Source organism: Bacillus sp. JJ1532, assembly GCF_036965085.1.
Classification (GTDB): domain Bacteria; phylum Bacillota; class Bacilli; order Bacillales; family Cytobacillaceae; genus Cytobacillus.
The window spans coordinates 1-25453 of record NZ_JBALOW010000001.1 but is presented as its reverse complement, the minus strand read 5'-3'; the positions used below and the strand labels follow the sequence as shown (position 1 = coordinate 25453).

At 40.9% G+C, this 25453-nt stretch carries 27 protein-coding genes and 2 pseudogenes; 20 read left to right on the top strand and 9 right to left on the bottom strand.

The window, feature by feature from the left end; translation table 11 throughout:
- Positions 1-21 precede the first annotated feature (21 nt).
- From V7122_RS00145 to V7122_RS00110, 8 genes are all read right to left on the bottom strand, one after another.
- Entirely contained in the window at positions 22-483 is a 462-nt protein-coding gene (locus tag V7122_RS00145; RefSeq protein ID WP_335343792.1) for a hypothetical protein, read from the bottom strand.
- 134 nt (positions 484-617) lie between these two features.
- Positions 618-1442 carry an urease accessory protein UreD gene (locus V7122_RS00140; RefSeq protein WP_335343793.1) on the bottom strand — a complete coding sequence of 275 codons (825 nt, stop codon included), beginning with the start codon at positions 1440-1442 and terminating at the stop codon, positions 618-620.
- A gap of 1 nt (position 1443) precedes the next feature.
- Positions 1444-2055, bottom strand: a complete 612-nt coding sequence (ureG, locus tag V7122_RS00135; RefSeq protein ID WP_335343794.1) for an urease accessory protein UreG — start codon at positions 2053-2055, stop codon at positions 1444-1446.
- A gap of 32 nt (positions 2056-2087) precedes the next feature.
- Complete coding sequence (locus tag V7122_RS00130) at positions 2088-2774, bottom strand: urease accessory protein UreF (RefSeq protein WP_335343813.1); 687 nt, start codon at positions 2772-2774, stop codon at positions 2088-2090.
- The gene (gene ureE, locus V7122_RS00125; protein WP_335343795.1) at positions 2767-3222 is read right to left on the bottom strand and encodes an urease accessory protein UreE; all 456 of its coding nucleotides are present in this window, start codon (positions 3220-3222) and stop codon (positions 2767-2769) included. Before ureE ends, V7122_RS00130 begins: the two co-directional genes overlap by 8 nt.
- 10 nt (positions 3223-3232) lie before the next feature.
- Positions 3233-4945, bottom strand: coding sequence for an urease subunit alpha (gene ureC / locus V7122_RS00120; protein ID WP_335343796.1), 1713 nt, complete (start codon positions 4943-4945; stop codon positions 3233-3235).
- Positions 4942-5265, bottom strand: coding sequence for an urease subunit beta (gene ureB / locus V7122_RS00115; protein ID WP_335343797.1), 324 nt, complete (start codon positions 5263-5265; stop codon positions 4942-4944). The genes ureC and ureB overlap by 4 nt, the downstream gene beginning before the upstream one ends.
- 16 nt (positions 5266-5281) lie before the next feature.
- Positions 5282-5584 carry an urease subunit gamma gene (locus V7122_RS00110; protein WP_315666234.1) on the bottom strand — a complete coding sequence of 101 codons (303 nt, stop codon included), beginning with the start codon at positions 5582-5584 and terminating at the stop codon, positions 5282-5284.
- 406 nt (positions 5585-5990) lie between these two features.
- Between V7122_RS00110 and V7122_RS00105 the strand changes: the two genes are divergently transcribed.
- From V7122_RS00105 to V7122_RS00070, 8 genes and pseudogenes are all read left to right on the top strand, one after another.
- Positions 5991-6311, top strand: a complete 321-nt coding sequence (locus tag V7122_RS00105) for a PadR family transcriptional regulator (RefSeq protein ID WP_066290971.1) — start codon at positions 5991-5993, stop codon at positions 6309-6311.
- Positions 6304-6903 (top strand): DUF1700 domain-containing protein, encoded by a 600-nt coding sequence (locus tag V7122_RS00100; RefSeq protein WP_335353828.1) that lies wholly within the window; start codon positions 6304-6306, stop codon positions 6901-6903. Before V7122_RS00105 ends, V7122_RS00100 begins: the two co-directional genes overlap by 8 nt.
- Complete coding sequence (locus V7122_RS00095; protein ID WP_335353829.1) at positions 6904-7863, top strand: DUF4097 family beta strand repeat-containing protein; 960 nt, start codon at positions 6904-6906, stop codon at positions 7861-7863.
- Positions 7864-7988: 125 nt separating this feature from the next.
- Positions 7989-8134, top strand: a pseudogene (locus V7122_RS00090) (IS5/IS1182 family transposase); the annotation flags it as partial.
- A 301-nt stretch (positions 8135-8435) separates the two neighbouring features.
- Positions 8436-9387: pseudogene (gene ftsZ, locus V7122_RS00085) on the top strand (cell division protein FtsZ); the annotation flags it as partial.
- A gap of 278 nt (positions 9388-9665) precedes the next feature.
- The gene (locus V7122_RS00080; protein WP_335354602.1) at positions 9666-10016 is read left to right on the top strand and encodes a hypothetical protein; all 351 of its coding nucleotides are present in this window, start codon (positions 9666-9668) and stop codon (positions 10014-10016) included.
- A 197-nt stretch (positions 10017-10213) separates the two neighbouring features.
- The gene (locus V7122_RS00075; protein WP_335354603.1) at positions 10214-10306 is read left to right on the top strand and encodes a putative holin-like toxin; all 93 of its coding nucleotides are present in this window, start codon (positions 10214-10216) and stop codon (positions 10304-10306) included.
- Between the two features lie 466 nt (positions 10307-10772).
- Complete coding sequence (locus tag V7122_RS00070) at positions 10773-11441, top strand: 3D domain-containing protein (protein WP_335354604.1); 669 nt, start codon at positions 10773-10775, stop codon at positions 11439-11441.
- A gap of 683 nt (positions 11442-12124) precedes the next feature.
- Here the strand turns inward: V7122_RS00070 and V7122_RS00065 are convergent.
- Entirely contained in the window at positions 12125-12631 is a 507-nt protein-coding gene (locus V7122_RS00065) for a DoxX family protein (protein ID WP_335353703.1), read from the bottom strand.
- 334 nt (positions 12632-12965) lie between these two features.
- On the opposite strand from V7122_RS00065, the gene V7122_RS00060 reads away from it, so the two are divergent.
- The 12 genes from V7122_RS00060 (at position 12966) to V7122_RS00005 (ending at position 25357) form a co-directional block, all read left to right on the top strand.
- Positions 12966-13097: a hypothetical protein gene (locus V7122_RS00060; protein WP_335353702.1), complete on the top strand. Its 132-nt coding sequence runs from the start codon at positions 12966-12968 to the stop codon at positions 13095-13097.
- Positions 13098-13350: 253 nt separating this feature from the next.
- On the top strand, positions 13351-14682 hold the full coding sequence (locus tag V7122_RS00055; protein ID WP_335353701.1) for an aminotransferase family protein: 1332 nt from the start codon (positions 13351-13353) through the stop codon (positions 14680-14682).
- 67 nt (positions 14683-14749) lie between these two features.
- Complete coding sequence (locus V7122_RS00050; protein WP_335353700.1) at positions 14750-16171, top strand: aldehyde dehydrogenase family protein; 1422 nt, start codon at positions 14750-14752, stop codon at positions 16169-16171.
- 564 nt (positions 16172-16735) lie between these two features.
- On the top strand, positions 16736-17605 hold the full coding sequence (locus V7122_RS00045; protein ID WP_335525302.1) for a 5-oxoprolinase subunit B family protein: 870 nt from the start codon (positions 16736-16738) through the stop codon (positions 17603-17605).
- Positions 17602-18600, top strand: coding sequence for a biotin-dependent carboxyltransferase family protein (locus V7122_RS00040; protein WP_335353698.1), 999 nt, complete (start codon positions 17602-17604; stop codon positions 18598-18600). Before V7122_RS00045 ends, V7122_RS00040 begins: the two co-directional genes overlap by 4 nt.
- Positions 18593-18841 carry an acetyl-CoA carboxylase gene (locus tag V7122_RS00035; protein ID WP_335345921.1) on the top strand — a complete coding sequence of 83 codons (249 nt, stop codon included), beginning with the start codon at positions 18593-18595 and terminating at the stop codon, positions 18839-18841. Before V7122_RS00040 ends, V7122_RS00035 begins: the two co-directional genes overlap by 8 nt.
- A 29-nt stretch (positions 18842-18870) precedes the next feature.
- Complete coding sequence (locus V7122_RS00030; RefSeq protein ID WP_335525301.1) at positions 18871-20226, top strand: acetyl-CoA carboxylase biotin carboxylase subunit; 1356 nt, start codon at positions 18871-18873, stop codon at positions 20224-20226.
- A 4-nt stretch (positions 20227-20230) separates the two neighbouring features.
- Positions 20231-20995, top strand: a complete 765-nt coding sequence (locus tag V7122_RS00025; protein WP_335353696.1) for a LamB/YcsF family protein — start codon at positions 20231-20233, stop codon at positions 20993-20995.
- Positions 20996-21123: 128 nt separating this feature from the next.
- A complete protein-coding gene (locus V7122_RS00020) occupies positions 21124-21570 on the top strand; it encodes a CoxG family protein (protein ID WP_335353695.1) in 447 nt (148 codons plus the stop codon).
- Between the two features lie 70 nt (positions 21571-21640).
- The gene (locus tag V7122_RS00015; protein ID WP_335345917.1) at positions 21641-22153 is read left to right on the top strand and encodes a (2Fe-2S)-binding protein; all 513 of its coding nucleotides are present in this window, start codon (positions 21641-21643) and stop codon (positions 22151-22153) included.
- Positions 22153-24498 (top strand): xanthine dehydrogenase family protein molybdopterin-binding subunit, encoded by a 2346-nt coding sequence (locus V7122_RS00010; protein WP_335353694.1) that lies wholly within the window; start codon positions 22153-22155, stop codon positions 24496-24498. Before V7122_RS00015 ends, V7122_RS00010 begins: the two co-directional genes overlap by 1 nt.
- A gap of 1 nt (position 24499) precedes the next feature.
- Positions 24500-25357, top strand: coding sequence for an FAD binding domain-containing protein (locus tag V7122_RS00005; RefSeq protein WP_335353693.1), 858 nt, complete (start codon positions 24500-24502; stop codon positions 25355-25357).
- The last annotated feature ends 96 nt before the right edge of the window (positions 25358-25453 follow it).

The window sequence follows — 25453 nt, the reverse complement described above, 5'->3', positions numbered from 1 at the left end:
AGTACGAGAACCGTCCTTCTGCTATTCTTCTCTCTTTGTTTGTTCTGCAACTTTTTCATGGATTTCTGATTCAATCGCTTCAATATGGTCATCACCAAGCTTATGCATTGGCTGCGGGTGGAACCACTGAATCTCTCCTTGATGTACAAAGCCTTTAAATTCTTCACCGTGAACTTGCAATGTAAATGCTTGCCGTTCGTGCATACGGTCTTCAAATGCGGGCATTAATTCTAAATCCTCAATCCCGCTTGAAATTCCATGTTGTCTCATCAATGAATGTATAGTCGTTTCGATCGTGTCAATTTTACTTTCGCCAATCATTTGTTTTGGGTGTGGATGAAGCCATATAATCTCATCCTCATGGTAATGTCCTTTATATTCATCACCTTGAACCTTAAATGTGAAAGCGTGTCGCTCATGTGGGCGGTCCTCGTAAAGTTTTTCAACCTCAAAATTTTCAATTACTGGTTTTTCATCAGGCATACTTAACCTCCTCATAAAGGTTTCAGCTAAAGTTTTTCCTAGATTAAACTATATATTCATTTATTGCAAGGAAAGTTAAGTCGTTTTACAAAAATAGGTCCCAGAATCCTACTGCTCATTCCGGGACTTTTTTCTTAGTATTTTCTTAAAGATTGAGGTGTATGATTAAACCATTTTTCGTTAATGAGACGATGGCAATTGGCGAAAACTCGTTCTATTATTTGGGTCGAGTTGGCAAGAACTCTAACAGTAAATCCTGGTACTTCTAGTTTAGATAAGCCGAATTTAATGTTTCCCTCTTCTGATTTGATCGTCTCATATAATTCATCCAGCAGACCGTTTTCCGTTTGTTCGCCGATTACGATCATTGAACCAAGATGTGTATATCCTTCCATAAATCCTAATTCAGTTATTTTTTGCTGAGCGGGAACCAGCTTAATGTGATCAAATACACCAAGTTGATCATCTAAATAGATCTCAGTGATTAACTGAATAGAATGATAGGTGAACTTTTCCCCAGTCGGAGACCAGCCCGGGGTTAAAATATCTGTATAAAGAAACGTTGCCCCTTTTTCCATACGAATGACGGTTTTCTGCTTATAGCGAGCATGCTGATAAGCGATTAAAGGATCAGGAAGATATTCTAAATAACTGCCTTTCTTAAGAGAAATCTCAGTCTCTTGGTAGGCATAGTCATTTGGCGTCTTATACACCTTTGTTGCCGACTGCGTTGTTAAAGTAGCTTTGGCACCTTCATCGATTGTTACTTTCATTCGGTACCGGTCGCCGTCTAAATAGCCGCCGCCGGGATTTAGAAGATAATAGCAAACCTGACCTGAATCATCATGGTAAACCGGCCGCATGACCTTGAATGCGCCTTGAAAATACACATTTTTCGCAACGGTTTTCCCGTGTCTGTCTTCAAGATCTAAAGTTAATACGCCAGTCCAGTCTGTCATCCTACTCTAATCCTTTTAATAATGCATGCTTCTTGATCCAGTCAATCACTTCAGGGAGACCTTCGTCCTTTTTCAAATTTGTGAAAAAGAATGGCTTTTCTCCGCGGAAAACTCTCGTATCCTGAGCCATTACTTCAAGGCTGGCACCGACATGAGGAGCAAGGTCTGTTTTGTTAATGATAAATAAATCTGATTTAATCATCCCTTGTCCGCCTTTGCGCGGAATTTTCTCGCCTTGTGCAACATCAATAATATAAATAGAGAAGTCTACTAGCTCTGGGCTGAAAGTGGCTGCAAGGTTATCTCCGCCGCTTTCCACAAAGATAAGCTCGACATCTGGATGGCGCTCGACTAACTCATCTATGGCAGCGAAATTCATTGAAGCATCTTCGCGAATAGCTGTATGAGGGCAGCCGCCTGTTTCAACCCCGATAATGCGATCTTCAGGCAAAACACCGTTCTGAATTAAAAACTTTGCGTCCTCTTTTGTGTAAATATCATTCGTTACGACCGCCATTTTTATTTCATCAGCAAGATGACGGGTTAATTTTTCGATGAGCATCGTTTTTCCTGCTCCAACAGGTCCTCCAACTCCGATTCTAATTGCTTCCATTCAAACACTTCCTTTACTGCTTTTATAAAAAATTAAGACATAAATATACGAATATTTACTCGTTCATGGTTCATTTGAGATAGTTCAAGGCCTGGGGACACAATGCCGAAGTCATCTTCGGGAAGCTGAAGGATTTTTTCAACTGCCCGAGATAATTCGGATTGAAATTTATGTGTGATAACTTGTCCTGCTGTTTGGCCTAACGGGATAGCCCGTACCGCGTTTTGAACCTGGCTGGAAATGGCCGAGTACAAATTATAAAGGATGGCATCTTGCTTCGTCACTCCAAGGCCATGTGCAACTAGGGCAAAAACAATGGCTGGGTGGCCGAATGATTGTTTCTTTGTAATTCTTTCTTTATATTGCGAGAGGATTTCCATCTCATATAAAGATTCAATAAGCTTTAGCATTCGCGCTCCGATCATTTGCGTGCCTTGGCGTGTTTCCCTTGGTAAGTTTTGGACGGTAATTAAACGATCGAGTTTCCAGATTTTTTGAAAATCTTCAGTTAGAAGCGCATCATAAGTTATCCGGCAGGCAAGCCCATCTGTATAAATGAGCTGTTCATGCAAATATACTTGAAGCCACTCGTAAAAAGTCTCTGAATCTTTCACTTTGTCTTCCTGGATGTAGCTCTCTAAGCCGAAGGAGTGGCTGAAAGCTCCTGTAGGAAAATTGGAGTCGCATAGCTGAAACAGAGAGAGAACTCGATTATCCATGACTGTGACCAATATGGCGGAATGCTTGCTTTACTTTTCGATCTTCCCGTGTAAAAGGAATGCCAAGCTCTTGCAGCAGTTCTTCAACTAAATAGTCATACTGAACGAGCATGTCATTTTCTTCAAATTGAGCTGGAAGATGGCGGTTCCCAAGCTGATGAGCAATTACCCCCATTTCATTTATGCTTCGTGGGCTGATGACAAGTAGGTCATCTGTCAGCACATCGATAACAATCATATTGTGATCGTCCATGTAGAGAACATCACCAGCTAATAGGTCTTTCGGCTCTCTTAAACGAATGCCAAGTTCATTGCCGTGATCTGTTTTTACCCTCTGGATTCGCTTGACTAAAAGGGCACTTTCCAAGTATACCTTTTCAATATGGCGTTTATTAATTTCTTCTTGATCCATTTGATCTAAGTTTGTAACAACCTGTTCAATTATCAATCTTTTCACCTCAGAATAAGAAATATCGCTGTCCCAATGGAACTGTATCCACTGGATCACAAGTTAATAGTTCACCGTTTACTCTCACTTCATAAGTTTGCGGATCTACCGTTATATCCGGAGTTTCTGAATTTAATTTCATATCTTTTTTTGTTAGGGTCCGAATGCCGCCTACAGGAAGAATCATTTTTTTCAGTCCAAGCTTTTCGTGAACCCCCTCAACAAATGCAGCTTGAGAGATAAAGGTAATCGAGCTTTTCGATAAGGCTGTTCCGAATTGGGCATACATTGGTCTGTAAATATACGGTTGTGGAGTTGGGATGGAAGCATTGGCATCCCCCATTAGTCCAGTTACGGCAAGTCCATTTTTCAGGACCATTTCAGGCTTGACCCCGAAGAACTTAGGAGACCAAAGAACTAAATCTGCTATTTTCCCAATTTCGATCGACCCGATATGGTTAGAAACTCCATGGGTAATCGCTGGGTTAATCGTATATTTTGCAATATAGCGTTTTGCACGATTATTATCTGCATATTGACTGTCACCAGACATAATGCCTCTTTGCTTCTTCATTTTATCGGCTACTTGCCAAGTGCGCAAAACGACTTCTCCTACACGGCCCATTGCCTGCGCATCGGAACTGACCATGCTGAACACACCCATATCCTGAAGAATATCTTCAGCAGCAATCGTTTCCCTTCTAATTCTTGAATCTGCAAACGCAATATCTTCCGGAACAGATGGGTTTAAATGATGGCAAACCATAACCATATCAAGATGCTCATCAATTGTATTTACTGTATAAGGGAGGGTTGGATTGGTAGATGAAGGCAGGATGTTATGGTATCCCGCAGATTTGATTAAATCGGGGGCATGTCCTCCGCCAGCTCCTTCTGTATGATACATATGCAGAACTCGATCTTTCACAGCAGCCATTGTCGTTTCCATAAATCCGCTTTCGTTCAATGTATCTGCGTGAAGAGCAACTTGAATATCATATTCGTCCGCAACTCTTAGTGCATAGTCTAGGGATGAACCAGTGGCTCCCCAGTCTTCGTGAACTTTTAATCCGATAACGCCAGCTTTCACTTGCTCAGCTAAAGGCGCGATGGATGCAGCATGGCCTTTACCTGTAAAGCCAACATTAATCGGCAACCCTTCAGCAGCTTCCAGCATACGGTGAATATTCCATTCGCCTGGAGTAACGGTCGTAGCCCGTGATCCGGCTGCTGGTCCAGTTCCACCGCCGATTAATGTCGTTGTGCCCGATGTTAATGCTGTTTGCACTTGTTCTGGATTAATAAAATGCACATGCGTATCGATCGCCCCAGCTGTTACGATTAAGCCTTCTCCAGCAATGATTTCAGTAGCGGCACCAATGATAATATCTACATTGTCCATGATGAGCGGATTGCCGCTTTTTCCGATACCAGAAATCTTGCCGTCTTTTATGGCTATATCTGCTTTATAAATACCTGTGTAATCAAAAATAACGATGTTTGTAATAACAGTATCTGCTACACCTTCTCCGCGTGTTGCTAGAGGGTGCTGCCCCATACCGTCACGAATCACTTTCCCGCCGCCAAAAACAACCTCTTCTCCGTAGGTTGTATGATCTTTCTCAATTTGAATAAATAAGTCAGTATCTGCTAGACGGATAGAGTCGCCAGTTGTTGGCCCATACATTTCAGCATACTGTTTTCTGGACATTTTGAAACTCATCCATTATCCCTACTTTCTAATGCGCCATCTACTTTATTATTGAAACCGTATACACGGCGTTCGCCTGCGAATGGAATAAGCTGGATTTCCTTTTCATCGCCAGGTTCAAAACGAACAGCTGCTCCAGCAGGGACATGTAATCGCTTGCCGTAAGCTTTTTCCCTGTCAAATTGGAGCGCTTCGTTCACTTCGTAAAAATGAAAGTGCGATCCTATTTGAACAGGGCGATCTCCCGTATTCGTAACAGAAATAATAAAGACTTCTTTTCCTTCGTTAATGATAATATCTTCCTCTTTTAAGATGTACTCACCTGGCAGCATGTAACGAACCTCCTGTTTATCTGATTGGACTGTGTACAGTGACTAATTTTGTTCCATCTGGAAATGTCACTTCGACTTGAATATCATTAATCATTTCTGGTATTCCGTCCATGACATCTTCTCTTGATAAAATCGTTGCTCCATACTCCATAAGTTCGGCGACTGTTTTCCCATCTCTTGCACCTTCCATTACTTCATAAGTAATGAGAGCAACAGCCTCTGGATGATTTAATTTTAATCCTCTATCCTTCCGGCGTTTGGCAAGATCAGCAGCCACGACAATCATGAGCTTGTCAATTTCACGTGGCAATAGATGCATCATATACCCCTCCTTCTATTAGTTAATCATTAATATTTAAGGGACTTAATTCTCAATTGTTTTCCATTTAAAAATCGCTGTACAGCCCCCTACTAGAAGGATTCTAGCATAAAAAAAATTGAAGGTGAAGGTAAACCTTTTTATAAATGAAAAACAAAATTTTAAGGGAAATAAAGGGACTTTTCCCACTAAAGTATACCCAATTCACGTATGGATTAAATCAGTGTGTTGGATAATTTAGGATTATGGAGATTTTCTAATGAGTGATATTAGTGGCGGCCATTAATAAGATTAAATTTATGTATGTTGACATATCATATTATACGCCATATAATATCATTAACACACATACTATACGACATATAATATATGCGGCAATATAATACTATCAATAGGAGGTGCAGCTATGTCTTTTCAACTTGGATCAGCGCTACTTGATGCCTGTGTACTTGCAATCTTAGCGAAGGAGGATGCTTACGGATATTCCCTGACCCAGGAGGTTCGCGAGGTGATGGATATTTCTGAATCAACCCTTTACCCTGTACTGCGCAGATTGCAAAAAGGTGAGTATTTAACAACCTATGATCAGCCATTCCAAGGAAGAAACCGAAGATATTATCGGATTACAGATAGCGGCCGAGCTAAATATGAAGAACTGCTCAGGGATTGGACAGATTATAAAATAAAAATTGATACGGTTTTACTAGGGGGATTAAAAAGTGAATAAAGAGTCGTATTTAAGGGAATTGCAGCGCAAACTTAGGAAATTGCCACATGAAGAAGTAAATGCAGCCTTAGATTATTACAGTGAATATTTTGATGAAGCAGGAGAAGAAAATACTCAAAATGTAATTGGAAAATTAGGTTCACCTGCCCAGGTAGCCTCACAAATTTTAGCCGATTATGCAGTAAAAGGATTGGATACTGAATCTGAGTCTGCTAAAAAGGGATTTTCTGCAATTTGGTTTATTATTCTAGCAATTCTCGCTTCACCAATTGCTTTGCCATTGCTCATTTCAGTTTTTGCTCTAGTTTTTTCCGCAGTAATTGTGTGTGTAGCATTTATTTTTACTTTCTTTGTAACGATCGCAGCTTTAACCTTATCGGGAATAGTCAGCATAGTAGCTGGCTTCTCAGTTATTGGGCAGCATTGGCAGACTTCTCTTTTCTTTGTAGGAACTGGATTGATTGCCTCTGGAATTGGCATTCTATTATTCTCGCCGCTAGTATCCGTTACTAAAAGTATGAGTTTAGCCTTAGCAAAATGGCTAAAGAGGTTATTTGATAAAGTGACGAGAAGACGTAAGGAGGCGATTTAATTGAAGAAGAAGACGAAAGTATTAACAATGATTGCTAGCGGGATGCTTGTCATTGGGATCGTGCTTGCGGTCATTGGCCTCACTGCTGGAGCTAAATTCGGGATTACAAATACGAAGGATGGATTTAAAGTATTAGGACTAGAAGATCAAATAATAGAGGAATTGCCTCTCCCTGCTTTTACAAAGATTACTAGCAATCTCAATGATGTCGATATTGAAGTTATCCCTTCAAATGAGTATAGATTAAAGATTGAAAGACAAGAAGAAATTGAAATCAACTACAAAGTTGACAATGATACGCTTGTTATAGAAGAAAGTAAGCAAAATGTTCCGCTGCTATTTGTAAATCTGACTTTTACTAGCATCCCGGACAACGTCATTAAGGTCTATGTTCCTAAAAAAGTGAAATTCTCGGAAATCCTCATAAATAACCAATTTGGCGATGTTCGATTGGAAGGGGTAAGTAGTGATAAAATAAGCATTGATTCAAATGATGGGGATCTTATTTTCAATAACGTGGAAGCAAATAAACTAAAAATTGTTAATCAGTATGGAGATATAAATGGAAGAAATGTGACTACAGAAGAACTAGTCATTGTGATGAATGATGCCGATGCCGAGTTTGATAAGTTGAACGCAGCATCGACCGTTTTGAATAATCAATTTGGCGATATCACTTTCCGAAACTTTAGCAGCAAAGGGTTGAATATTCAAAGCAATGACGGAGATATCGCTATCCATGGTTTACTCTTTGGAACCACCTCTATTCGTTCCAACTTTGGCGATGTTCAGGTGCACCTTCTAAATAAGGAGTCAGAAATAGACTATAGCATCCTAAATTCTTTTGGGGATATAACCGTTAATAATACTGACTATGAAAAACACGTTATAAATGAAGGAAATGGAAGTCATAGACTAAATATCACTGCTAAAGATGGCGATGTGGAAGTTACGTTTTAATTGGAATCATTGAATGTAGAAAATTTGTAAATAGCATTTTAATCAGCAGACCAAATCGCATATGATTTGGTCTTTTATTATTCTTGTTATATAAATTATTTACATTTAGACTTGTAGAACAGGAATACGGAGCACCAACAGAACTTAATTATCCCGCTATTATTATACGCTGGCAGCTGGTATTCTAGAGAGAATTCCAACATATAAAGATCAAATTATTCAACTGACTAAGGATTTTATGTTTCGATTGGATTGTGGCTTTCTATTTTCCTTAAAGGAATCCAGAAAAGGCTTCCTTCACTATCCATTCGTTACGGTCTAATGGACGTTGATTATGATTATGTACCAATCTAAAATATTTTTGTTAGCAAGACCTTTAACTAGGCCTTTAGTCAAAAGGTATAGAGCCAGGTCCTCTAGAATCTTTAAATACAACCATGCAGCATATAAAATACGCCTATCTACCAATAGAAATTTGCAAGCTAATCTAGTATTCTTTAATACTAAAAACAAATAATGAAGACGAAACATTTAGTGTGAAAATAATAGAAGAGAAATCGGGAGGTATGATTATGTTAGAGTTCGAAGGATATATAGACGAAAACGCCAAAATTAAGGTAATTGGAGTTGGCGGCGGGGGAAACAATGCCGTGAACCGGATGATTGAGGACGGTGTAGAGGGCGTTGAGTTTATTGCCGTTAACACGGATGCTCAGGCTCTTAAACAATCGAGGGCAGAGATTACGATGCAGATTGGCTCTAAGTTGACAAGAGGCTTAGGGGCGGGCGCAAACCCGGAGGTAGGAAGGAAGGCAGTTGAAGAAAGTAAAAAACAGATCCAAGAATTATTAAAAGGCGCTGACATGGTTTTCGTCACAGCTGGAATGGGTGGTGGCACAGGAACAGGAGCAGCGCCTGCTATTGCAAAAATTGCCCGTGAACTTGGTGCCTTGACGATTGGAGTGGTCACGCGTCCATTCAAATTCGAAGGGCGCAAGCGTTCTGCCAATGCGGCCAGCGGCATTGAGCTCATGAAGGAAGCCGTAGACACATTAATTATTATTCCCAATGATCGCCTGTTGGAGATAGTCGATAAAAAAACACCTATGGTTGAAGCTTTCCGTGAAGCAGATAATGTTCTTCGCCAAGGGGTTCAAGGGATTTCGGATTTAATTGCTTTGCCGGGTTTGATCAACCTTGATTTTGCAGACGTGAAAACGATTATGTCCAATCAAGGAACAGCCCTAATGGGAATCGGTTTAGCCAAAGGAAAAGATAGAGCCATTGAAGCCGCAAAGGCAGCCATTGAAAGTCCTTTACTTGAAACATCTATCACAGGCGCCCGTGGTGTATTAATGAACATTACAGGCGGCAGTGATTTAAGTTTATTTGAAGTCCAAGAGGCCGCAAGCATCGTTGCTTCTGCTTCAGACGATGAGTTAAACATGATTTTTGGCTCTGTGATTAACGAGAACTTAAAAGATCATATTTTAGTAACCGTAATAGCGACAGGTTTTACAGAAAAGGATATTCCACCATCAAAACTGGCTCCCCCTGCAAAAGAAGGGATATCGGACGCGCGTCTAGAAGTACAACATGCCTATGCTCATAGAATTGAGCGTGAAGGAAACCCTCAAAATGATAGGAAACAACCGCAGCCGTCAATCGAATCTCTAGATATCCCTGCCTTTTTACGTAATCGAAGAAACCGGTGATTAAGAAATGACTTTTTATGTTCACTTACATTATAGCTGATCATAGATTTGAAGAACGTAGTTATGTAAGTGGATGGTTGATTAATCATGAAAGGTGCTGGATCGTTAATGAATCAGTATTTGACGATGAAAGAACTAAAAGATGCACTACCAGAGCTCGTATCGGTTAACAATGAACTTACAAACATGAAGAAACTAGTCAGCTTTTTGGTTCAACAAAATGAGCAATCTCGCCTCCAGCAGAATAAGGTTAGAGAACAAAATCAGCAACTTATTCATGAAGTACAAGAATTAAGACAAACAATTGAGGAAATTATGACAGAACAGAAAATGGAACATGAAAAAGTTGCTTCACAATTAGAATGGATCATAGCTACGCAGCAAAAAAGCGTGGAAACAAAGAAAAGTAAATGGCTTTGGCAAAAGTTATTTGAGTAAAAAGATTACCACTTTGACCATTGAGAGGGATTCGAAACCCATCAAAAGCATCTCACAAGTCCATGCATATGTCCTCAGAAAAGAACAAGTCGCCTAGCCTATCTATATTGATATTGGGTACAAATAACCAACTTATTTTCGCTTTTATAGGACAAGTTGGGATCTGGGAAGGCTGAATGTAAGGAGGCGATGTATGGATGGAGACGTTTGAAGCGTTGTCGTTGATGATTAGCTTTGGGATGTTGGTAATCGCCGTTCTGCAGTTTAAAGATAAGGATAAAAATTCTTGAACACGCTGAAAAAAGCGTGTTTTTTTGTGAATAATTAATCCTTTATAAAAAGAAACGTTTATTCTTTTCATATTTCCAATACTTTCTTTAACATCCTCAAAGATTATAGCAAGCAAGTCAAACCATGAAGCTCCTTCCTGAAACGGGTTATTCTTATTAAAGATATTTTAGAACCTGTTTTAATAGACAGCATTCCAATGAAAACCAAAAAGAATGAAAGGCTTGATTGCCTTTTTTGTTTATCTTCATGAATCTTTCGACACTGCCGAAAGGTTTTTTTATATTCTATAAGGTTTAATGCTTAGGAAGATAAAGGCTTTGTTTCAATATGAGAATTTTATGAGTCACATGATTGTTAGCTTATTGAAACGGTCGTAACACAATTATAAAGTGCTTGTTCTTTTTCTCGGAATATTCTGTGTTAAGATTGACATCGATTGTTAGATCAGAGATAGGAGGTTATGAAGTGTTAAAATACTTGTTTTCATTGATTGCAGCAATAACCCTCTGGTGTTCCATCGGTGCTGACACCCAAGCGAAGGAAGTAGTTGTAAAGAAAGGAGATACACTTTGGGCAATTGCCAATAGACATAATGTTTCAGTCCAAGAACTTAAAAAATGGAATGGGCTATCTACAGAACTCATCCAACCAAATGATAAACTTGAAGTTTCTCCAGAAAAATATTACATAGTTGAATCTGGCGATACACTCTGGAATATTGCTCAAACATATCGTGTTACCTTAGAAGATCTAAATGAATGGAATAACTTAAATTCTGATCTTATTAGACCAGGATTAAAGCTCATTATTTTTCCAAATTCAGCTGCTCAGTCAGCCGTTCAATCTAAAACCCTTTCGGTTACTGCAACTGCTTATACAGCTTATTGTGAAGGCTGCACTGGTATAACTAAAACAGGAATTAATTTAATAGCGAATCCGGATCAAAAAGTGATCGCGGTTGATCCCAAGGTTATTCCGTTAGGATCTAAGGTTTTTGTTGAAGGCTACGGTTATGCAACTGCTGAAGATATTGGCAGTGCAATTAAAGGGAATAAAATTGATCTGTTTATTCCCACATTAGAATCAGCCTTACAATGGGGTAGAAAGCAAGTAAATGTAACCATAATAGATTAATAACTTCGGACCACTGGTATTGTGGTCCATTTTTAAAATGTTTTTTAAGATATCTTACAAAATGCCTTTATGAGATTTTGGAAACATTGTATCCTATCGTTTTCGTCAAGTAAATAAGTATTGAAAATTTCATTTTCTAACATTGAAATGATTCTCACGGTCACATCTTCCTTATGCGAGCCTCTTACTCTATCGTTACCAAGTAGGCATAATATTTCTCTTTCATAGTATTCGACAGTTCCAAATAACACAGTCGACAAAGTATTCACCCCCAGAACAGTACAATAAATCAACTTCTAACTACTAATTTGCTCTGATTAGATTCTAATCTATTAATTACAGAATATTAACTTTACCATTCAGCATTGTGATCATACGACTTTAAAATGGGAAATTCAACATTATTCCCCTCCATTTAACAGAATGGTTAATTTGGTTATGAATGCTATTAACTTTTAATAATAATGAAACATTAATGTTCCTCTTGAAATCTTTAGTCCATATTAAGTTAGCGTGTACCTATTCATAATCCATGAATTGAGGGGGATCGTTTAACACATCTTCATTCTTATAGATATTGATGGTGCGAAAGCTGATTAGTTTTTTCCTAATCTTCAGGTTCGATTCAGTAAGTAAAAAAATAAGTGATTCACATGGAATCACTTACTTTTTTTGTGCAATATTTATGCTACAGTAGGTTTCATTTCTTTCGGTAAGTTTTTCTTTTTATTGAAGAAATTCTTAACATAAGGGACTGCGAATCTGTCAACTCCGTAGAAGTAACCTGCTGCTCCAGTGAATAATAGGATGATTGCTGCAGTATAAAGAACTGGGTTAACGCCTACTGTTCCTGCCATTAAGAAGTTAAGATTCATGAACGCACCCGCAAGTAATGCTGGAATAGTTGCTGCTCCTATGATTAAACCTAAGCCAACTAGGAACTCTCCCCATGGGATAAGAATGTTGAATAATTCTATATTGGGTAGTGCAATTCCTTCAAGGAATGCTGCGTACCAGCCTTGAACTGCAGGATGATCTCCACCAGCTTTTGCAATTGCGCCTTGTATGAAGATACCTGCATCAAATCCACCAGTAATTTTATGAAATCCTGCTTCAATCCATTGAATACCTAACCATATTCTTAATACGGTCCATACTATCGCCATTTTCGGCCCTTTTAAAAAGTTCATCATGAGAAATCTCCCCTTTAATTTTAGTTTGTGAAACTTTTCACAAGATGTATTAAAAAAATATTTGTATTAAGCTGTCAGCTTGGGGTGAAAGTTTGTGAAGTTTTTCACTTACTTTCTACACTCTTAATATACAACGTTTTTATTTAAAGTACAATAGACTTCACAGATATGTCATAACTATAATTATTGTAAAGGTATTAACAGTGTTAATAATTAATTTGAGGATGCTCCAGACTACTTATTCTAATAAATCCCTGACACCGTCATTAAGATCTATGTTCCAAAATAATGATGGCGATGTGGAAGTTACGTTTAAATTGGAGTCATTTGTTTGTTTTGTGAAGAAGAATTGTTAAGTGCATACGAATTAGCAGACCAAATCGCAATACTGATTTGGTCTATTTTGTTTGCTATTGTCATCTTAGCGGACATCAGGGCAGTTATTTGGCCGAAAATGGGGTAATTCCGTTTCTTTGCGGACATTGGTTCCACTTTTTTGTAAAAAAGGAATGATTTTCTTGTGTTATTTCGTGAATAACGTACGAGTGTCCGCTTAGCCCTTAAATTAGGGTTATTTAATGGAAATAACGGATTTCATGTCCGCTTAATTTCTTAGAGTCAGGATGGATAAAAGAATTTAATTAAAAGTTGGCATAAAATTTGCATTTACTACTTATATAAGAACGAAACTATATTTTTCTAGGAGGAATTAAATCATGATAAAAGATATGAATAGTATTCAGGAATTAATGGACTTAGATAAGAAACATTTTCTGCATCCGACCTCTCCTATAAAGCAGCAGCAAGATCAGGGGCCATCGTTTATTTTTACTGAAGGGAAAGGGGTTTACCTTCAAGACATGGCGGGGAACACGGTCATTGATGGGATGTCTTCTCTATGGAATGTGAATGTTGGGCATGGGAGAGAGGAATTAGGGAAAGTGGCGATGGAGCAAATGTCCAAGCTAGCGTTTTCCTCATGCTTTGCCACTTTTAGCAATGAGCCCGCTATTCGTTTGGCTGCGAAGCTCGCCCAAATTGCACCTGGGGATTTAAGTGCCGCATTCTTTACTTCCGGAGGTTCGGAGGCGAATGATACAGCTTATAAATTGGCGCGCCATTATTGGATTTTAAAAGGGCAGCCGAATCGTAAAAAGATAATTTCTCGAACGAAGTCCTATCACGGGGTAGCGATGGGATCGACAAATGCAACTGGCTTGAAGCCGTTCCGCGATTTTACGAACTCATTTGATCCAGATTTCTGCTATGCAGATCATTTTTCAACTCAAGATTTGCGAGATGTGATTGAAGCGGAAGGGCCAGAGTCAATTGCGGCGTTTATTGCAGAGCCTGTGCAAGGAGCGGGCGGACTGCATGTCGCGCCAGATGACTATTTTAAGGAAGTTAGAAGTATTTGTGATGAATATGGCATTTTATTTATCACAGACGAAGTGATTACAGGATTTGGCCGGACAGGGAAATACTTTGGGATTGAGCATTATGGGGTCGTGCCAGATATGATGTGCTTTGCAAAAGGTGTGACGAGTGGCTACGCCCAATTAGGCGGAGTAATGATATCGGAAAAAATCCACCAAGATTTTACTGAGCTGTCGACAGGGACCTTGTTGCATGGCTATACGTATAGCGGGCATCCAATGGCTTGTGCAGTCGCATTGAAAAATATTGAAATCATTGAAGAGGAAAACCTAATTGAGAATGCAGAAATCATGGGAAGTGAAATGCTAAAAGGGTTTAAATGGATTCAAGGCGAGCGGCAAATTGTCGGCAAGGTCAAAGGTCTTGGATTAATGGGCGGCATCGAAATAGTTAAGGATAAACAGACAAATGAGAAATTTACAGCTCCAGTAGCACCAATGGTTGTAACGGAAGCGGCAAAACGGGGACTCATTTGCAGGTCTGTCGTGTTCGATGGCCAAGACACTGTTGTATTTTCTCCGCCGTTAATCATCAATAAGGAAGAAATGGCAAGAATGCTTGAAATCCTCCATGATGCGATTGCGGCAATTGAAGCGGAGGTTTTAAAGTAATAGAGGTTTTTGGGCGAGTAAAGAAGAATATAAAACTAATAAGAAAAATGATTAAGGAGAGATCTAATTGAAGAAGAAATTATTCATTAATGGGGAGTGGGTCGAGGCAAGTCAATATGTACCACTTAGCTCTCCTTACAGTGGAAAGGTGATAGCCGAGATCCCAGCAGCAACGGTAGAAGAGGTTGAAACAGGATTAGAGGCAGCCTTTAATGCGAGAAAAATAATGGCGGCTATGCCAAGCCATCAACGGGCGCAAATCTTAGAAAAAGTTGTATTTCTATTAGAGAAGAGGGCTGAAGAGGCCGCTGAAATCATTGCTACTGAGGCTGCTAAGCCAATATCTGCTGCAAGGACGGAAGTAGGTCGCACCATCCAGACCTATAAATTTGCTGCTGAAGAAGCGAAGCGAATTCATGGGGAAACGATTCCGCTTGATGCAGCACCGGGCGGGGAAGGAAGACTTGCCTACACAGTGCGTGAACCAATTGGAGTGATTGGCGCGATCACCCCTTTTAATTTTCCGATGAATTTAGTCGCACACAAAGTAGGGCCAGCTATTGCTTCAGGAAATACAGTTGTTTTGAAACCGGCTGGTCAAACACCGTTATCGGCGTTTTTCATTGCTGAGTTATTCCAGGAAGCTGGATTGCCGGCTGGTGCCTTAAATGTTGTTACAGGCAGCGGATCCATCATTGGTGAAAAGCTTGTGAAGGATGATCGTGTTCAAAAAATTTCTTTTACAGGAAGTCCTGCGGTAGGGATTGGAATCCGGAATAAAGCTGGGCTAAAGCGTGTTACGCTGGAATTAGGTTCGAATGCGGCAGTCATTATTGATAAAGGGATTGATATTGATAAAATTATTTCACGTTGTGTAGCAGGTGCATTCGGCTTTCAAGGCCAGGTTTGCATCTCATTGCAGCGGGTTTATGTTCATGAAGACTTATATGAGGCTTTCGTTGAAAAATTTGTCGCAGCAACGAAGCAGCTGAATATCGGTGACCCGCTTGATCCGGCGACAGATGTTTCCGCCTTAATTACAGCAAAAGATGTGCAGCGGACACTTGATTGGCTGGAGGAGGCGAAACAGCAGGAAGCGAAGGTGGTTGTAGGAGGGACATCTGAGGGGAATATATTATTGCCGACCGTTCTATTAGATGCCGATCCTTCTCTAAAGATATCCTGTCAGGAAGTATTTGCGCCAATTGTGCTGATAAATAAAGTGAAATCTGTTGATGAGGCGATTGAGCTTGTAAATGATTCTCGATATGGGCTTCAAGCTGGAATCTATACAGACAATGTCCATACCGCCTTAACCGCAGCACAGCAGCTGCATGTTGGAGGAGTTATGATCAATGATATCCCAACTTTCCGTGTGGATCATATGCCATACGGCGGGGTTAAAGAAAGCGGAGTCGGCCGGGAAGGTATAAAATATGCAATCGAAGAAATGACGGAACAGAAACTAGTCGTTTTTAATAGAAATTAAGAAAAAGGACTGCAAATCTTTTTGATAAAAGATGATGCAGTCCTTTTTGTTTAGATAAATGAGTTTTCTAGATTTTATCGGTAGGAAAGAGAAAATATCGGCAGCCTTCGCAAATATTAAGGTCACTTTCGCAAATAAGTCTGCCAGTTAAGGAATATATCCGCGACTTTCGAAAGATATCCGCCAGTTTTCGAATATATCCGCGACTTTCGATGGATATCCGCCAGTTTTCGAATATATCCGCGACTTTGGGTTGGATATCCGCCAGTTTTCGGATATATCCGCCGCTTTCGGTTGAATATCCGCCAGTTTTCGAATATATCCGCGACCTTCAATTGGATACCCGCAAGTTTTCGGATATATCGCCAGCTCCCAATCACTAATCTCTATTCGAAAATTGGCTTAACACAATCTTTCAATATCGCAAAACAATGTTTCAATTTTGAAAGATTTAACTGCGCTTTTCATGACCTTCAAACAAATAATCAGAAAAATAGATAAATATTATCTTGGCATGGAATTTGCAATATTAGTAGATAAATACTTTCAGTGAGGTGAAGTCCATTGACCCGTTATGAATATGGCGGTGATGAGTTTATTTTTGTGGAATTATCTGAAGCGATGAGTTTGGAAACAAATTTTCAGGCCATGGCGATTACAAAGACGTTGAGAGAGGAAAAGCTGCCAGGAATTCTAGATATTTGTCCTTCCAATGCATCTTATATGATTCGTTTTAATCCTGATATCATTCACCCAGATGAATTAATTTCAAAATTGAAAGAACTAGAACAGAATGTTTCATTAGAAAACTTTGAAATTACAGCTCGTGCAGTTGATGTTCCGATCTTATTCGAAGACCCTTGGACACATGAGGCGTTAATGCGTTTCAGGGACCGGCATCAGGATCCGACAGCAACTGACCTCGAATATGTAGCCCGCACAAATGGTTTTCAATCTAAAGAAGAACTCATTAAATCGATTACCGATAGCCCGTATCTTGTTTCGATGATTGGGTTTGTTCCGGGATTGCCATGGTGCTATCAAATGGTGCCTCGAGAACAGCAAATCGAAGCACCTAAATATGTTCGCCCTAGAACGTATACACCAGAGAGAGCATTTGGATTTGGCGGAGCCTTTGCCGTTATATACCCTGTACAAGGAGCGGGTGGATACCAGCTATTTGGGACGGCTGCGGCACCAATTTATGAAAAAGAACAGCGATTGCATGATTTTAAAGATTCTATGACCTTCCCTAGACAGGGGGATGTTTTCAGATATCGAAGCATTACGATGGAGGAATACGAGGACATTCGAAAAGAAGTGGAAAGTGGGGATTTCCGCTATTTAACAAAGGAAATTACGTTTAAGCCTCAAGAGGTACTCGAAAATCCGAAAGCATTTTCAGATTCCGTGTTAAGGAGGTTGTATGCATGATTAAAGTAATTAACCCTGGGCTTCAAACGACTGTTCAAGATTCTGGCAGAATTGGCCATTATGAAGTGGGAATGCCTCCATCAGGGGCCATGGATAAATACTCTTACTTTGCGAGCAATTTACTTGTTGGAAACAAGGAAAATGCCGCTGTTCTTGAAATCACTTATATGGGGCCAGTCTTAGAATTTCAGCAGAATGCAACCGTTGCCATTACGGGCGGTGAGATGCCGCCGAAAATCAATGGTGAGCCTGTTTCGATGTGGGAAACGCTTGAAGTGAAGGCTGGAGATGTGCTTTCATTCGATTTTATTAAACAAGGTGCACGTGTGTATTTAGCTGTAGCTGGAGGAATTGATGTGCCTCTGATCATGGAATCACGCTCTACCTATACACTGTGTGGCATAGGTGGCTTTGAGGGGCGGGCTCTTCAAGCAGGTGATGAATTAACGATTGGCAGCGATAACGAAACAGAAATCGCTACCGGAACCCGTATTAGTGATGAACTGATCCCTGCTTTTTCTAAAACAAATGACGTCCGTGTTGTTTTAGGATTATGCAGTTATCGATTAACAGAGGAAAGTAAAGAAAGGTTTTTCTCAATAGAATGGACAGTAACACCGGAAGCGAACCGTGTTGGCTATCGATTTAAAGGGGAGCGCTTAAATTTCGTTGAACGTGAACAGCCATTTGGAGCTGGAAGCAATCCATCGAATGTTGTTGATTTAGGCTATCCGATTGGATCCATTCAGGTGCCTGATGGGGTAGAGCCGATCGCTCTCTTAAACGATGCCGTGACAGGTGGAGGATACGCAACGATTTGTACCATTATTAGTACAGATTTAAATAAAATGGCCCAAATCAAAACAAATGAAAAAGTTCGGTTTGTGGCTGTTGATATCCACGAAGCACTTGAGATCCGCAAAGATTATCAGGATAAAATCAATCAAATGAAGCAGCAAGTATTAGCTCAAGTAGGAGGGTTAAAAAATGGCTGAACAAAAAACAGTACTAACACCAATCCCAGGAGTTTTCTATCGTAAACCAGCTCCAGATAAGGATGTGTATATAAAAGAAGGAGCCCCTGTAAAAGTGGGCGATGTGATCGGCCTTGTGGAAGTCATGAAAAACTTTTATGAAATAAAAGCAGAGAATGAGGGAGTTCTAGCACAATTCTTTGTTGAGGACGAGGACCTTCTCGATGCAGGCCAGGAAATAGCAGTCATCATTGAACAGTAAATTTTTTCTGAAGAGGAGGGAAAAAGCGGATGGCTTATTTTAAAAAGGTGCTGATTGCAAACAGAGGGGAAATTGCGAGGAGAATTATTCGCACCTGTAAGAGGCTTGGCATCGATACAGTTGCAGTCTATTCCGAGGCTGATGCAGAGGCGCCTCATGTTAGTGAGGCTACTGAGGCTGTTTGCATCGGTCCAGCCCAAGCGAAAAAAAGCTATCTTAATGTAGAAAAAGTTATTCAGGTAGCAAAAGAAACGAAAGCGGATGCAATTCATCCAGGCTATGGATTTTTATCGGAAAATCCGGAATTTGTTCGCCGCTGTGAGGAGGAAAATATTGTTTTTATCGGTCCTTCCGCAGAAACGATTCGCCTTATGGGGAGCAAGCTTGAAGCACGAATTCAAATGCAAAAAGCAGGCGTAAGCGTTGTGCCGGGCACGGATAAGAGCATTGATTCTATAGAGGAAGCCATTCAGATTGCAGACGATCTTGGCTATCCGCTTATGTTAAAAGCGAGTGCGGGCGGCGGCGGTATCGGGATGCAGCTCGTGCATAATGAAGACGAGTTACAAAAGGTGTTTGATTCGACAAAGCAGAAAGCAAATTCATTTTTTAATGATGGCACCGTCTTTTTAGAGAAGTGGATTTCAAAGCCTCGTCATATTGAGGTGCAAATTGTTGCAGATGCTTTTGGAAATGTTCTGCATTTATTTGAAAGAGAATGTTCCGTCCAACGACGAAACCAAAAGGTAATAGAGGAAAGTCCTTCACCGTTTTTAGATGAAGCCCTTAGAAAAGAGCTGTTGGAAGCGGCCATACGTGGTGTAAAGCAAATCGATTATACAAATGTCGGCACAATGGAGTTTATTTTTGACGAAAATAAAAACTTCTATTTCCTTGAAATGAATACCCGTTTGCAGGTCGAACATCCGGTTACAGAGGAAATTACAGGATTGGATTTAGTTGAGCTTCAGCTGAAGATTGCTGCTAAAGAGAGATTATCTTATACACAGGATGAGATCGCGAAAACAGGTCATGCAATTGAATGCAGGCTTTATGCGGAGGATCCGTTCACTTTCTTCCCAAGCCCTGGGGTTATTTCGAGTATGGAACTGCCAGAGGACAATGTGAGGTATGATTTCGGTTTCATTAACGGAAGTACGGTTACCCCTTTTTATGATCCGATGCTTGGAAAAATCATCGTTCACGGCTCATCACGTGATGAGGCGATTAGCAAAATGCAAAAGGTGCTTGAAGAAATGGATATTCAGGGAGTAAAAACAAATCTGCTTCTCCTCCAAAAGGTAATGAAAAACGGCCAATTTATGAATGGAGATTATACGACTCAATTCCTATCAGAAAATTTAGGTCAATTAGTTGAGAGGTGATCCAATGTATAAAGTAGATTTGAACTGTGATATGGGGGAAAGCTTTGGCCTTTATGAATTAGGCAATGATGAAGAAATGATGCAGTATATTACCTCTGCCAACATCGCATGCGGCTTTCATGCTGGAGATCCACATGTAATGAGGAAGACGATAGAGCTGGCGAAGAAATATGATGTTGGCATTGGAGCGCATCCAGGATTCCCTGATTTATTGGGCTTTGGCCGACGCTACATGACTTGTACACCATCAGAAATTAAAGATTATGTCATGTACCAGGTTGGGGCTTTAAGAGAATTCTGTGCTGCAGCAAAAGTGAATATCCAACATTGTAAACCGCATGGAGCTTTATTTATGAAAGCGGCGGAGGATAAGGCATTAGCGCGTGCCATTTTAGAGACGCTTCACGATATCGATCCGGAAATGATTATTTTCGCTCTTAATCAGTCCGAATTGTTTGAGGAAGCAATTAAAATGGGCGTTCCTGTTGCGAAAGAAGCTTATTCGGATCGTGAGCATACTGAAAGCGGTTCGATTGTTTTGACGAGGAAAGGGTCGGCAATCACCGATTATGAGGCCATGGCGCAACGGGTTGTCCGAATGGTGAAAGAGGAACGGGTTATCACTCATGATGATAAGGATACTCCGATTAAAGCTGAAACCATTTGCATTCACGGAGATACACCGGGTGCTCCTATTTTAGCCAAGAAAATTGTTGAGGCCTTAAAAGCGAGCGGAGTGGAGATTGTTCCGATTAGGAAAATAATTTAAATAAGTGGTCATCGCTCCCTTCCTATATAGGAAGGGATAAGGCTGTGATAGGCAAGGTTTTAAACGGAATTATTCGAATTTTAAAAATAAACATCAAGATGTCAAAACTGTTATAAGGAGAGGTCGCTTTGAAAATTGAGCATACATATACTTTCAAGGGTATCCCAAGAGAAGTGCTATGGCGAACGATACAAGATAAGGAGGTGTTGAAAAGGTCGTTACCAGGATGTAAGTCATTTGTTGAGGTGGAGGACAATGTTTTTGAGTCTGAGCTAGGCATTAGTATTGGTCCTGTAAAGGGAGTTTTTACAGGGGATGTCCGGCAGGTTGATCAAAAGGAGCCTGAATTTTACCGTCTGCTTGTTACCGGGAAGGGCAAGCCAGGTGAAATTGATGCGGATGCTGAAATGGCTTTGATTGAAACAGAAGAAGGAACTGTACTTGAATGTAAGGCAGATGTGAAATTGACAGGTATTCTCGCTTCGGTTGGCCAGAGAGTCATGAGTGGAGTAGCGAAGGTCGTCATTGGTCAATTTTTTAAAGATATAGATAAAGAGGCGAAACAGCTCGTCTAACGTAACTTTATTATTACTGAAGCGAGCCAAGGTTAATGTAATTAAAGGTACAAATTGGGAGGTGCAGTGGATGGCAATCGAAAATGTAAATGTAAAGGTGAAAATCAACGGAAAAGAAAAATGCGCGGATGTAGAGCCGCGAACGCTGCTTGTTCACTATATTCGTGATGATCTTGGTTTAACTGGGACACATATTGGCTGTGATACGAGTCAGTGTGGCGCATGTTCGGTTATGGTGGATGGAGAAGTAGTGAAATCATGTACGATGTTGGCTGTTCAAGCGGATGGATCCGAAATTACAACGGTAGAAGGTCTTGGGCAAGTAGGTAATTTACATCCAATCCAGCAAAGCTTTTGGGAAAAGCATGGACTGCAATGCGGCTATTGTACACCAGGGGTTATGATTGCAGCGGTTGGTTTGCTGAAGCAAAATCCAAATCCAACTGATGAGGAAATTCGCGAAGGCCTTGAAGGGGTTATTTGCCGCTGTACTGGCTATCAATTTATTGTTGAGGCAGTCAAGCATGCAGCACAGCTAATGAGAGAATCGGAAGTTCAATTAGTAGGAGAGGAGCGCTCATAATGACAAAGGTTGTTGGTGCTCGGCTGAAGAGGAAAGAAGATCCTAAGCTGATTACAGGTAATGGTAGTTTTTCAGATGACATTGTACTCCCAGGAATGCTGCATGCCGCTATTTTGCGGAGCCCGCATGCACATGCCATGATCAAAAGCATTAATGTGGTGGAAGCATTAAAGGCACCAGGGGTTGTCGCGATTTATACCGGGAAAGATCTTGAAGGCAAAATTGGCCGTATCCCTTCCTCATGGCTAGTCCCGGGATGCGACCTGAAGGAAGCTCCACAATATCCACTAGCGATCGATCGTGTTCGATATGTTGGGGATGGTGTTGCACTGGTCATTGGAGAAGGCCGCTATGCTGTTAGAGATGCTATGTACTTAATTGATGTAGAGTACGAAACTCTTGCTCCTGCTGTAGGGCAGAAGAAATCGATGCAAGACAATGCTCCACTTGTTCATGACGATATTGAAAACAATATTGCGTTCCATTGGAAAGCGGGAGCAGTGCCTGAAGAGGTTTGTGAAAATGCCGAGGTATCTATTAAGCAAAGCTTTTATGTACAGCGGGTAGCGCCGAGTCCGATTGAAACACGTGCAGCTATTGGCCAGTATAATCCAGGAAGCGGTGACTTGACACTTTGGTGCACTTCCCAAAATCCTCATATTCATCGGATGGTTTTAAGCGAAGTGCTTGGAATCTCAGAAGCCAAATTACAAGTAATTGCTCCAGATATGGGGGGCGGATTTGGCGGAAAAATCGGCGTCTATCCTGATGAAGCGCTTGTTGGCTATGCAGCACGGGATTTAGGGCGGCCGGTGAAATGGATTGAGGAAAGAAATGAGCACTTTACCGCCTCTAACTATGGACGTGATGAAGTCCTTGATGTCGAGTTATATGGGAAAAGGGATGGAACGCTAAGTGCCATTCGAGTGAAAAATACCCATAACGTCGGCGCATATTTATCGACAATGGGTCCAGGAGTTTCAACGATTGATTTTGGATTAATGATTACCGGGGCTTATAAAATCCCTCATGCATCATGTGAAACGTTCGGCGTTTATACGAATACAACACCAACTGATGCCTATCGTGGGGCAGGTAAGCCGGAATCGACGTATCAAATTGAGCGTGCAATTGAGTTATTCGCAAAAGAGATCGGGATGGATCCTTTAGAGCTTAGAAGGAAGAATTTTGTCCAAAAAGAAGAGTTTCCTTTTACAAATGCACAAGGTTTAGTATATGACAGCGGGGATTATGAAAAGCCGCTGGTAAAGGCTCTTGAGATTCTTGATTATAATAAGTTCCGGGATGAACAGAAGGAATTACGCAAGCAAGGAAAACTTGTTGGCATTGGGTTCTCCACCTATGTGGAATTATGCGGATTTGGCCCATCTAAGGTCGCAGGCGCTATTGGATTCCAAGGGGGAGTTTGGGAAAATTCAACCGTTCGAGTCCATCCATCTGGAAAGGTGACGGTCTACTCAGGAACCTCTCCACACGGACAAGGCCATGCAACAACCTTTGGGCAAGTAGTATCAGAAAAGCTTGGCATTCCGATGGATGACATTGAACTCGTGTTTAGCGACACAAAGTCAATCTCGATGGGGTGGGGAACATATGGATCCCGTTCAGTAGCCGTAGGGGGCGCTGCAGTTTCCTTTGCGACAGACCGTGTCATTGAAAAGGCAAAGAAAATTGCTGCCCATGAGCTTGAAGCTTCTGTAGAAGACATTACATTTAAAAATGGAATCTTCTCAGTGAATGGCCAACCAGGCTTTGTACGCACATTCCAGGAAATAGCCAAATCAGCCAATATGGCATGGAATTTGCCGGAAGGATTAGAACCATCCTTAGAAGCTCAGGCCTTTTTCGACCCGGAAAACTTTGTGTATCCGTTTGGCACACATATTGCGGTTGTTGAAATTGATAAGGCTACTGGACAAATTGAAATCAAACGATATATAGCAGTTGATGATGTTGGTCGCGTAATCAACCCATTAACAGCAGAAGGCCAAGTGCACGGCGGTATCGCTCAGGGGATTGGCCAGGCACTTTGGGAGGGAGCAGTTTATAACGAAGATGGTCAGCTATTAACCGGTACATTCATGGATTATGTACTGCCAAAAGCTCGCTTTTTCCCTAAGATCGAAACGGCTTTTACAGAAACCTTATCCCCAGTTAACCCACTTGGTGCAAAAGGAATCGGAGAAACAGGAACGACCGCATCAACCCCAGCGATCATGAACGCAGTTATGGATGCGCTAGAGCAATACGGGATAAAAGATATTGAAATGCCGCTTACACCTGAAAAGGTGTGGAGAGCCATTTCAGAAAGTGAGGGCAAGTAAGTTGATACCTTCTAAATTTGATTATGTGCGCGTAAATTCTATTGATGAGGCTATTCAACAGTTACAGCAATGTAACGGTGAAGGAAAGCTGATTGCTGGAGGACATAGCTTAGTTCCACTTTTGAAATTCAGATTATCGGAGCCAGGCGCTCTGATTGATATTAGCCGCATTGCCGAGCTAAAAGGGGTTCAAAAGGATGGAGATCGCATCGTTATTGGTGCACTCACGACCCATTTCCAAGTTGCGAATGATCCAATTGTAAAAGAACATATTCCTGTATTATCTGAAACTGTTCGTCAAATTGGCGATTTGCAGGTGCGCAACCGAGGAACGATTGGCGGAAATATCGCCCATGCAGATCCAGCTGCAGATTTACCGGCCGCCGCTTACGTCCTTGATGCGGAAATTGCTTTTCATGGAGAAGATGGCCCTGAAAAGATGAATATTGATAGCTTTATAGTAGGACCGCTGATAACGATGCTCCCTGAAAATAGTGTGTTAACGAGCGTTTCATTCGCCATTCCGCCTAAGCATACGAAATCAACCTATCTTAAATTTTTCCACCCGGCATCTGGTTATCCTGTCATCGGAGTCGCCGTTGTTGCTGGGGTTGGGGAAAATGATGTTATTGATTACATTAAAATCGCCATTACAGGTGTCGGGGATGTTCCATACCGTGCGACCTCTGTAGAAGATAAGCTTCTAGGCCAAACCTTGTCTGAATCTGTGATTAAAGAAGCTGCACAATTGGCAGCCGATGAAGGGGAAATGGCGAGCGATCTATACACTTCTGAGGAATATAGAAGAAACCTGTGCAAGGTTTATACGGAAAGAGCTTTGCATTCTGTCTTTTATTAAAAGGATATTTTTATAGAAAAAATGTTGTTTTGAAGCAAATAAAAATTGATAGAAATTCGCAGTGGGCTAATGGCGCACGCAATGAAGAAAATCGCC

Excerpts from the sequence above, each read along its gene's own strand:
- V7122_RS00145 (WP_335343792.1), bottom strand. The coding sequence starts at position 483 with ATGCCTGATGAAAAACCAGTAATTGAAAATTTTGAGGTTGAAAAACTT.
- V7122_RS00140 (WP_335343793.1), bottom strand. The coding sequence starts at position 1,442 with ATGACAGACTGGACTGGCGTATTAACTTTAGATCTTGAAGACAGACAC.
- ureG (WP_335343794.1), bottom strand. The coding sequence starts at position 2,055 with ATGGAAGCAATTAGAATCGGAGTTGGAGGACCTGTTGGAGCAGGAAAA.
- V7122_RS00130 (WP_335343813.1), bottom strand. The coding sequence starts at position 2,774 with ATGGATAATCGAGTTCTCTCTCTGTTTCAGCTATGCGACTCCAATTTT.
- ureC (WP_335343796.1), bottom strand. The coding sequence starts at position 4,945 with ATGAGTTTCAAAATGTCCAGAAAACAGTATGCTGAAATGTATGGGCCA.
- ureB (WP_335343797.1), bottom strand. The coding sequence starts at position 5,265 with ATGCTGCCAGGTGAGTACATCTTAAAAGAGGAAGATATTATCATTAAC.
- V7122_RS00110 (WP_315666234.1), bottom strand. The coding sequence starts at position 5,584 with ATGCATCTATTGCCACGTGAAATTGACAAGCTCATGATTGTCGTGGCT.
- V7122_RS00105 (WP_066290971.1), top strand. The coding sequence starts at position 5,991 with ATGTCTTTTCAACTTGGATCAGCGCTACTTGATGCCTGTGTACTTGCA.
- V7122_RS00080 (WP_335354602.1), top strand. The coding sequence starts at position 9,666 with ATGAAAGGTGCTGGATCGTTAATGAATCAGTATTTGACGATGAAAGAA.
- V7122_RS00075 (WP_335354603.1), top strand. The coding sequence starts at position 10,214 with ATGGAGACGTTTGAAGCGTTGTCGTTGATGATTAGCTTTGGGATGTTG.
- V7122_RS00065 (WP_335353703.1), bottom strand. The coding sequence starts at position 12,631 with ATGAACTTTTTAAAAGGGCCGAAAATGGCGATAGTATGGACCGTATTA.
- V7122_RS00055 (WP_335353701.1), top strand. The coding sequence starts at position 13,351 with ATGATAAAAGATATGAATAGTATTCAGGAATTAATGGACTTAGATAAG.
- V7122_RS00040 (WP_335353698.1), top strand. The coding sequence starts at position 17,602 with ATGATTAAAGTAATTAACCCTGGGCTTCAAACGACTGTTCAAGATTCT.
- V7122_RS00035 (WP_335345921.1), top strand. The coding sequence starts at position 18,593 with ATGGCTGAACAAAAAACAGTACTAACACCAATCCCAGGAGTTTTCTAT.
- V7122_RS00030 (WP_335525301.1), top strand. The coding sequence starts at position 18,871 with ATGGCTTATTTTAAAAAGGTGCTGATTGCAAACAGAGGGGAAATTGCG.
- V7122_RS00025 (WP_335353696.1), top strand. The coding sequence starts at position 20,231 with ATGTATAAAGTAGATTTGAACTGTGATATGGGGGAAAGCTTTGGCCTT.
- V7122_RS00015 (WP_335345917.1), top strand. The coding sequence starts at position 21,641 with ATGGCAATCGAAAATGTAAATGTAAAGGTGAAAATCAACGGAAAAGAA.
- V7122_RS00010 (WP_335353694.1), top strand. The coding sequence starts at position 22,153 with ATGACAAAGGTTGTTGGTGCTCGGCTGAAGAGGAAAGAAGATCCTAAG.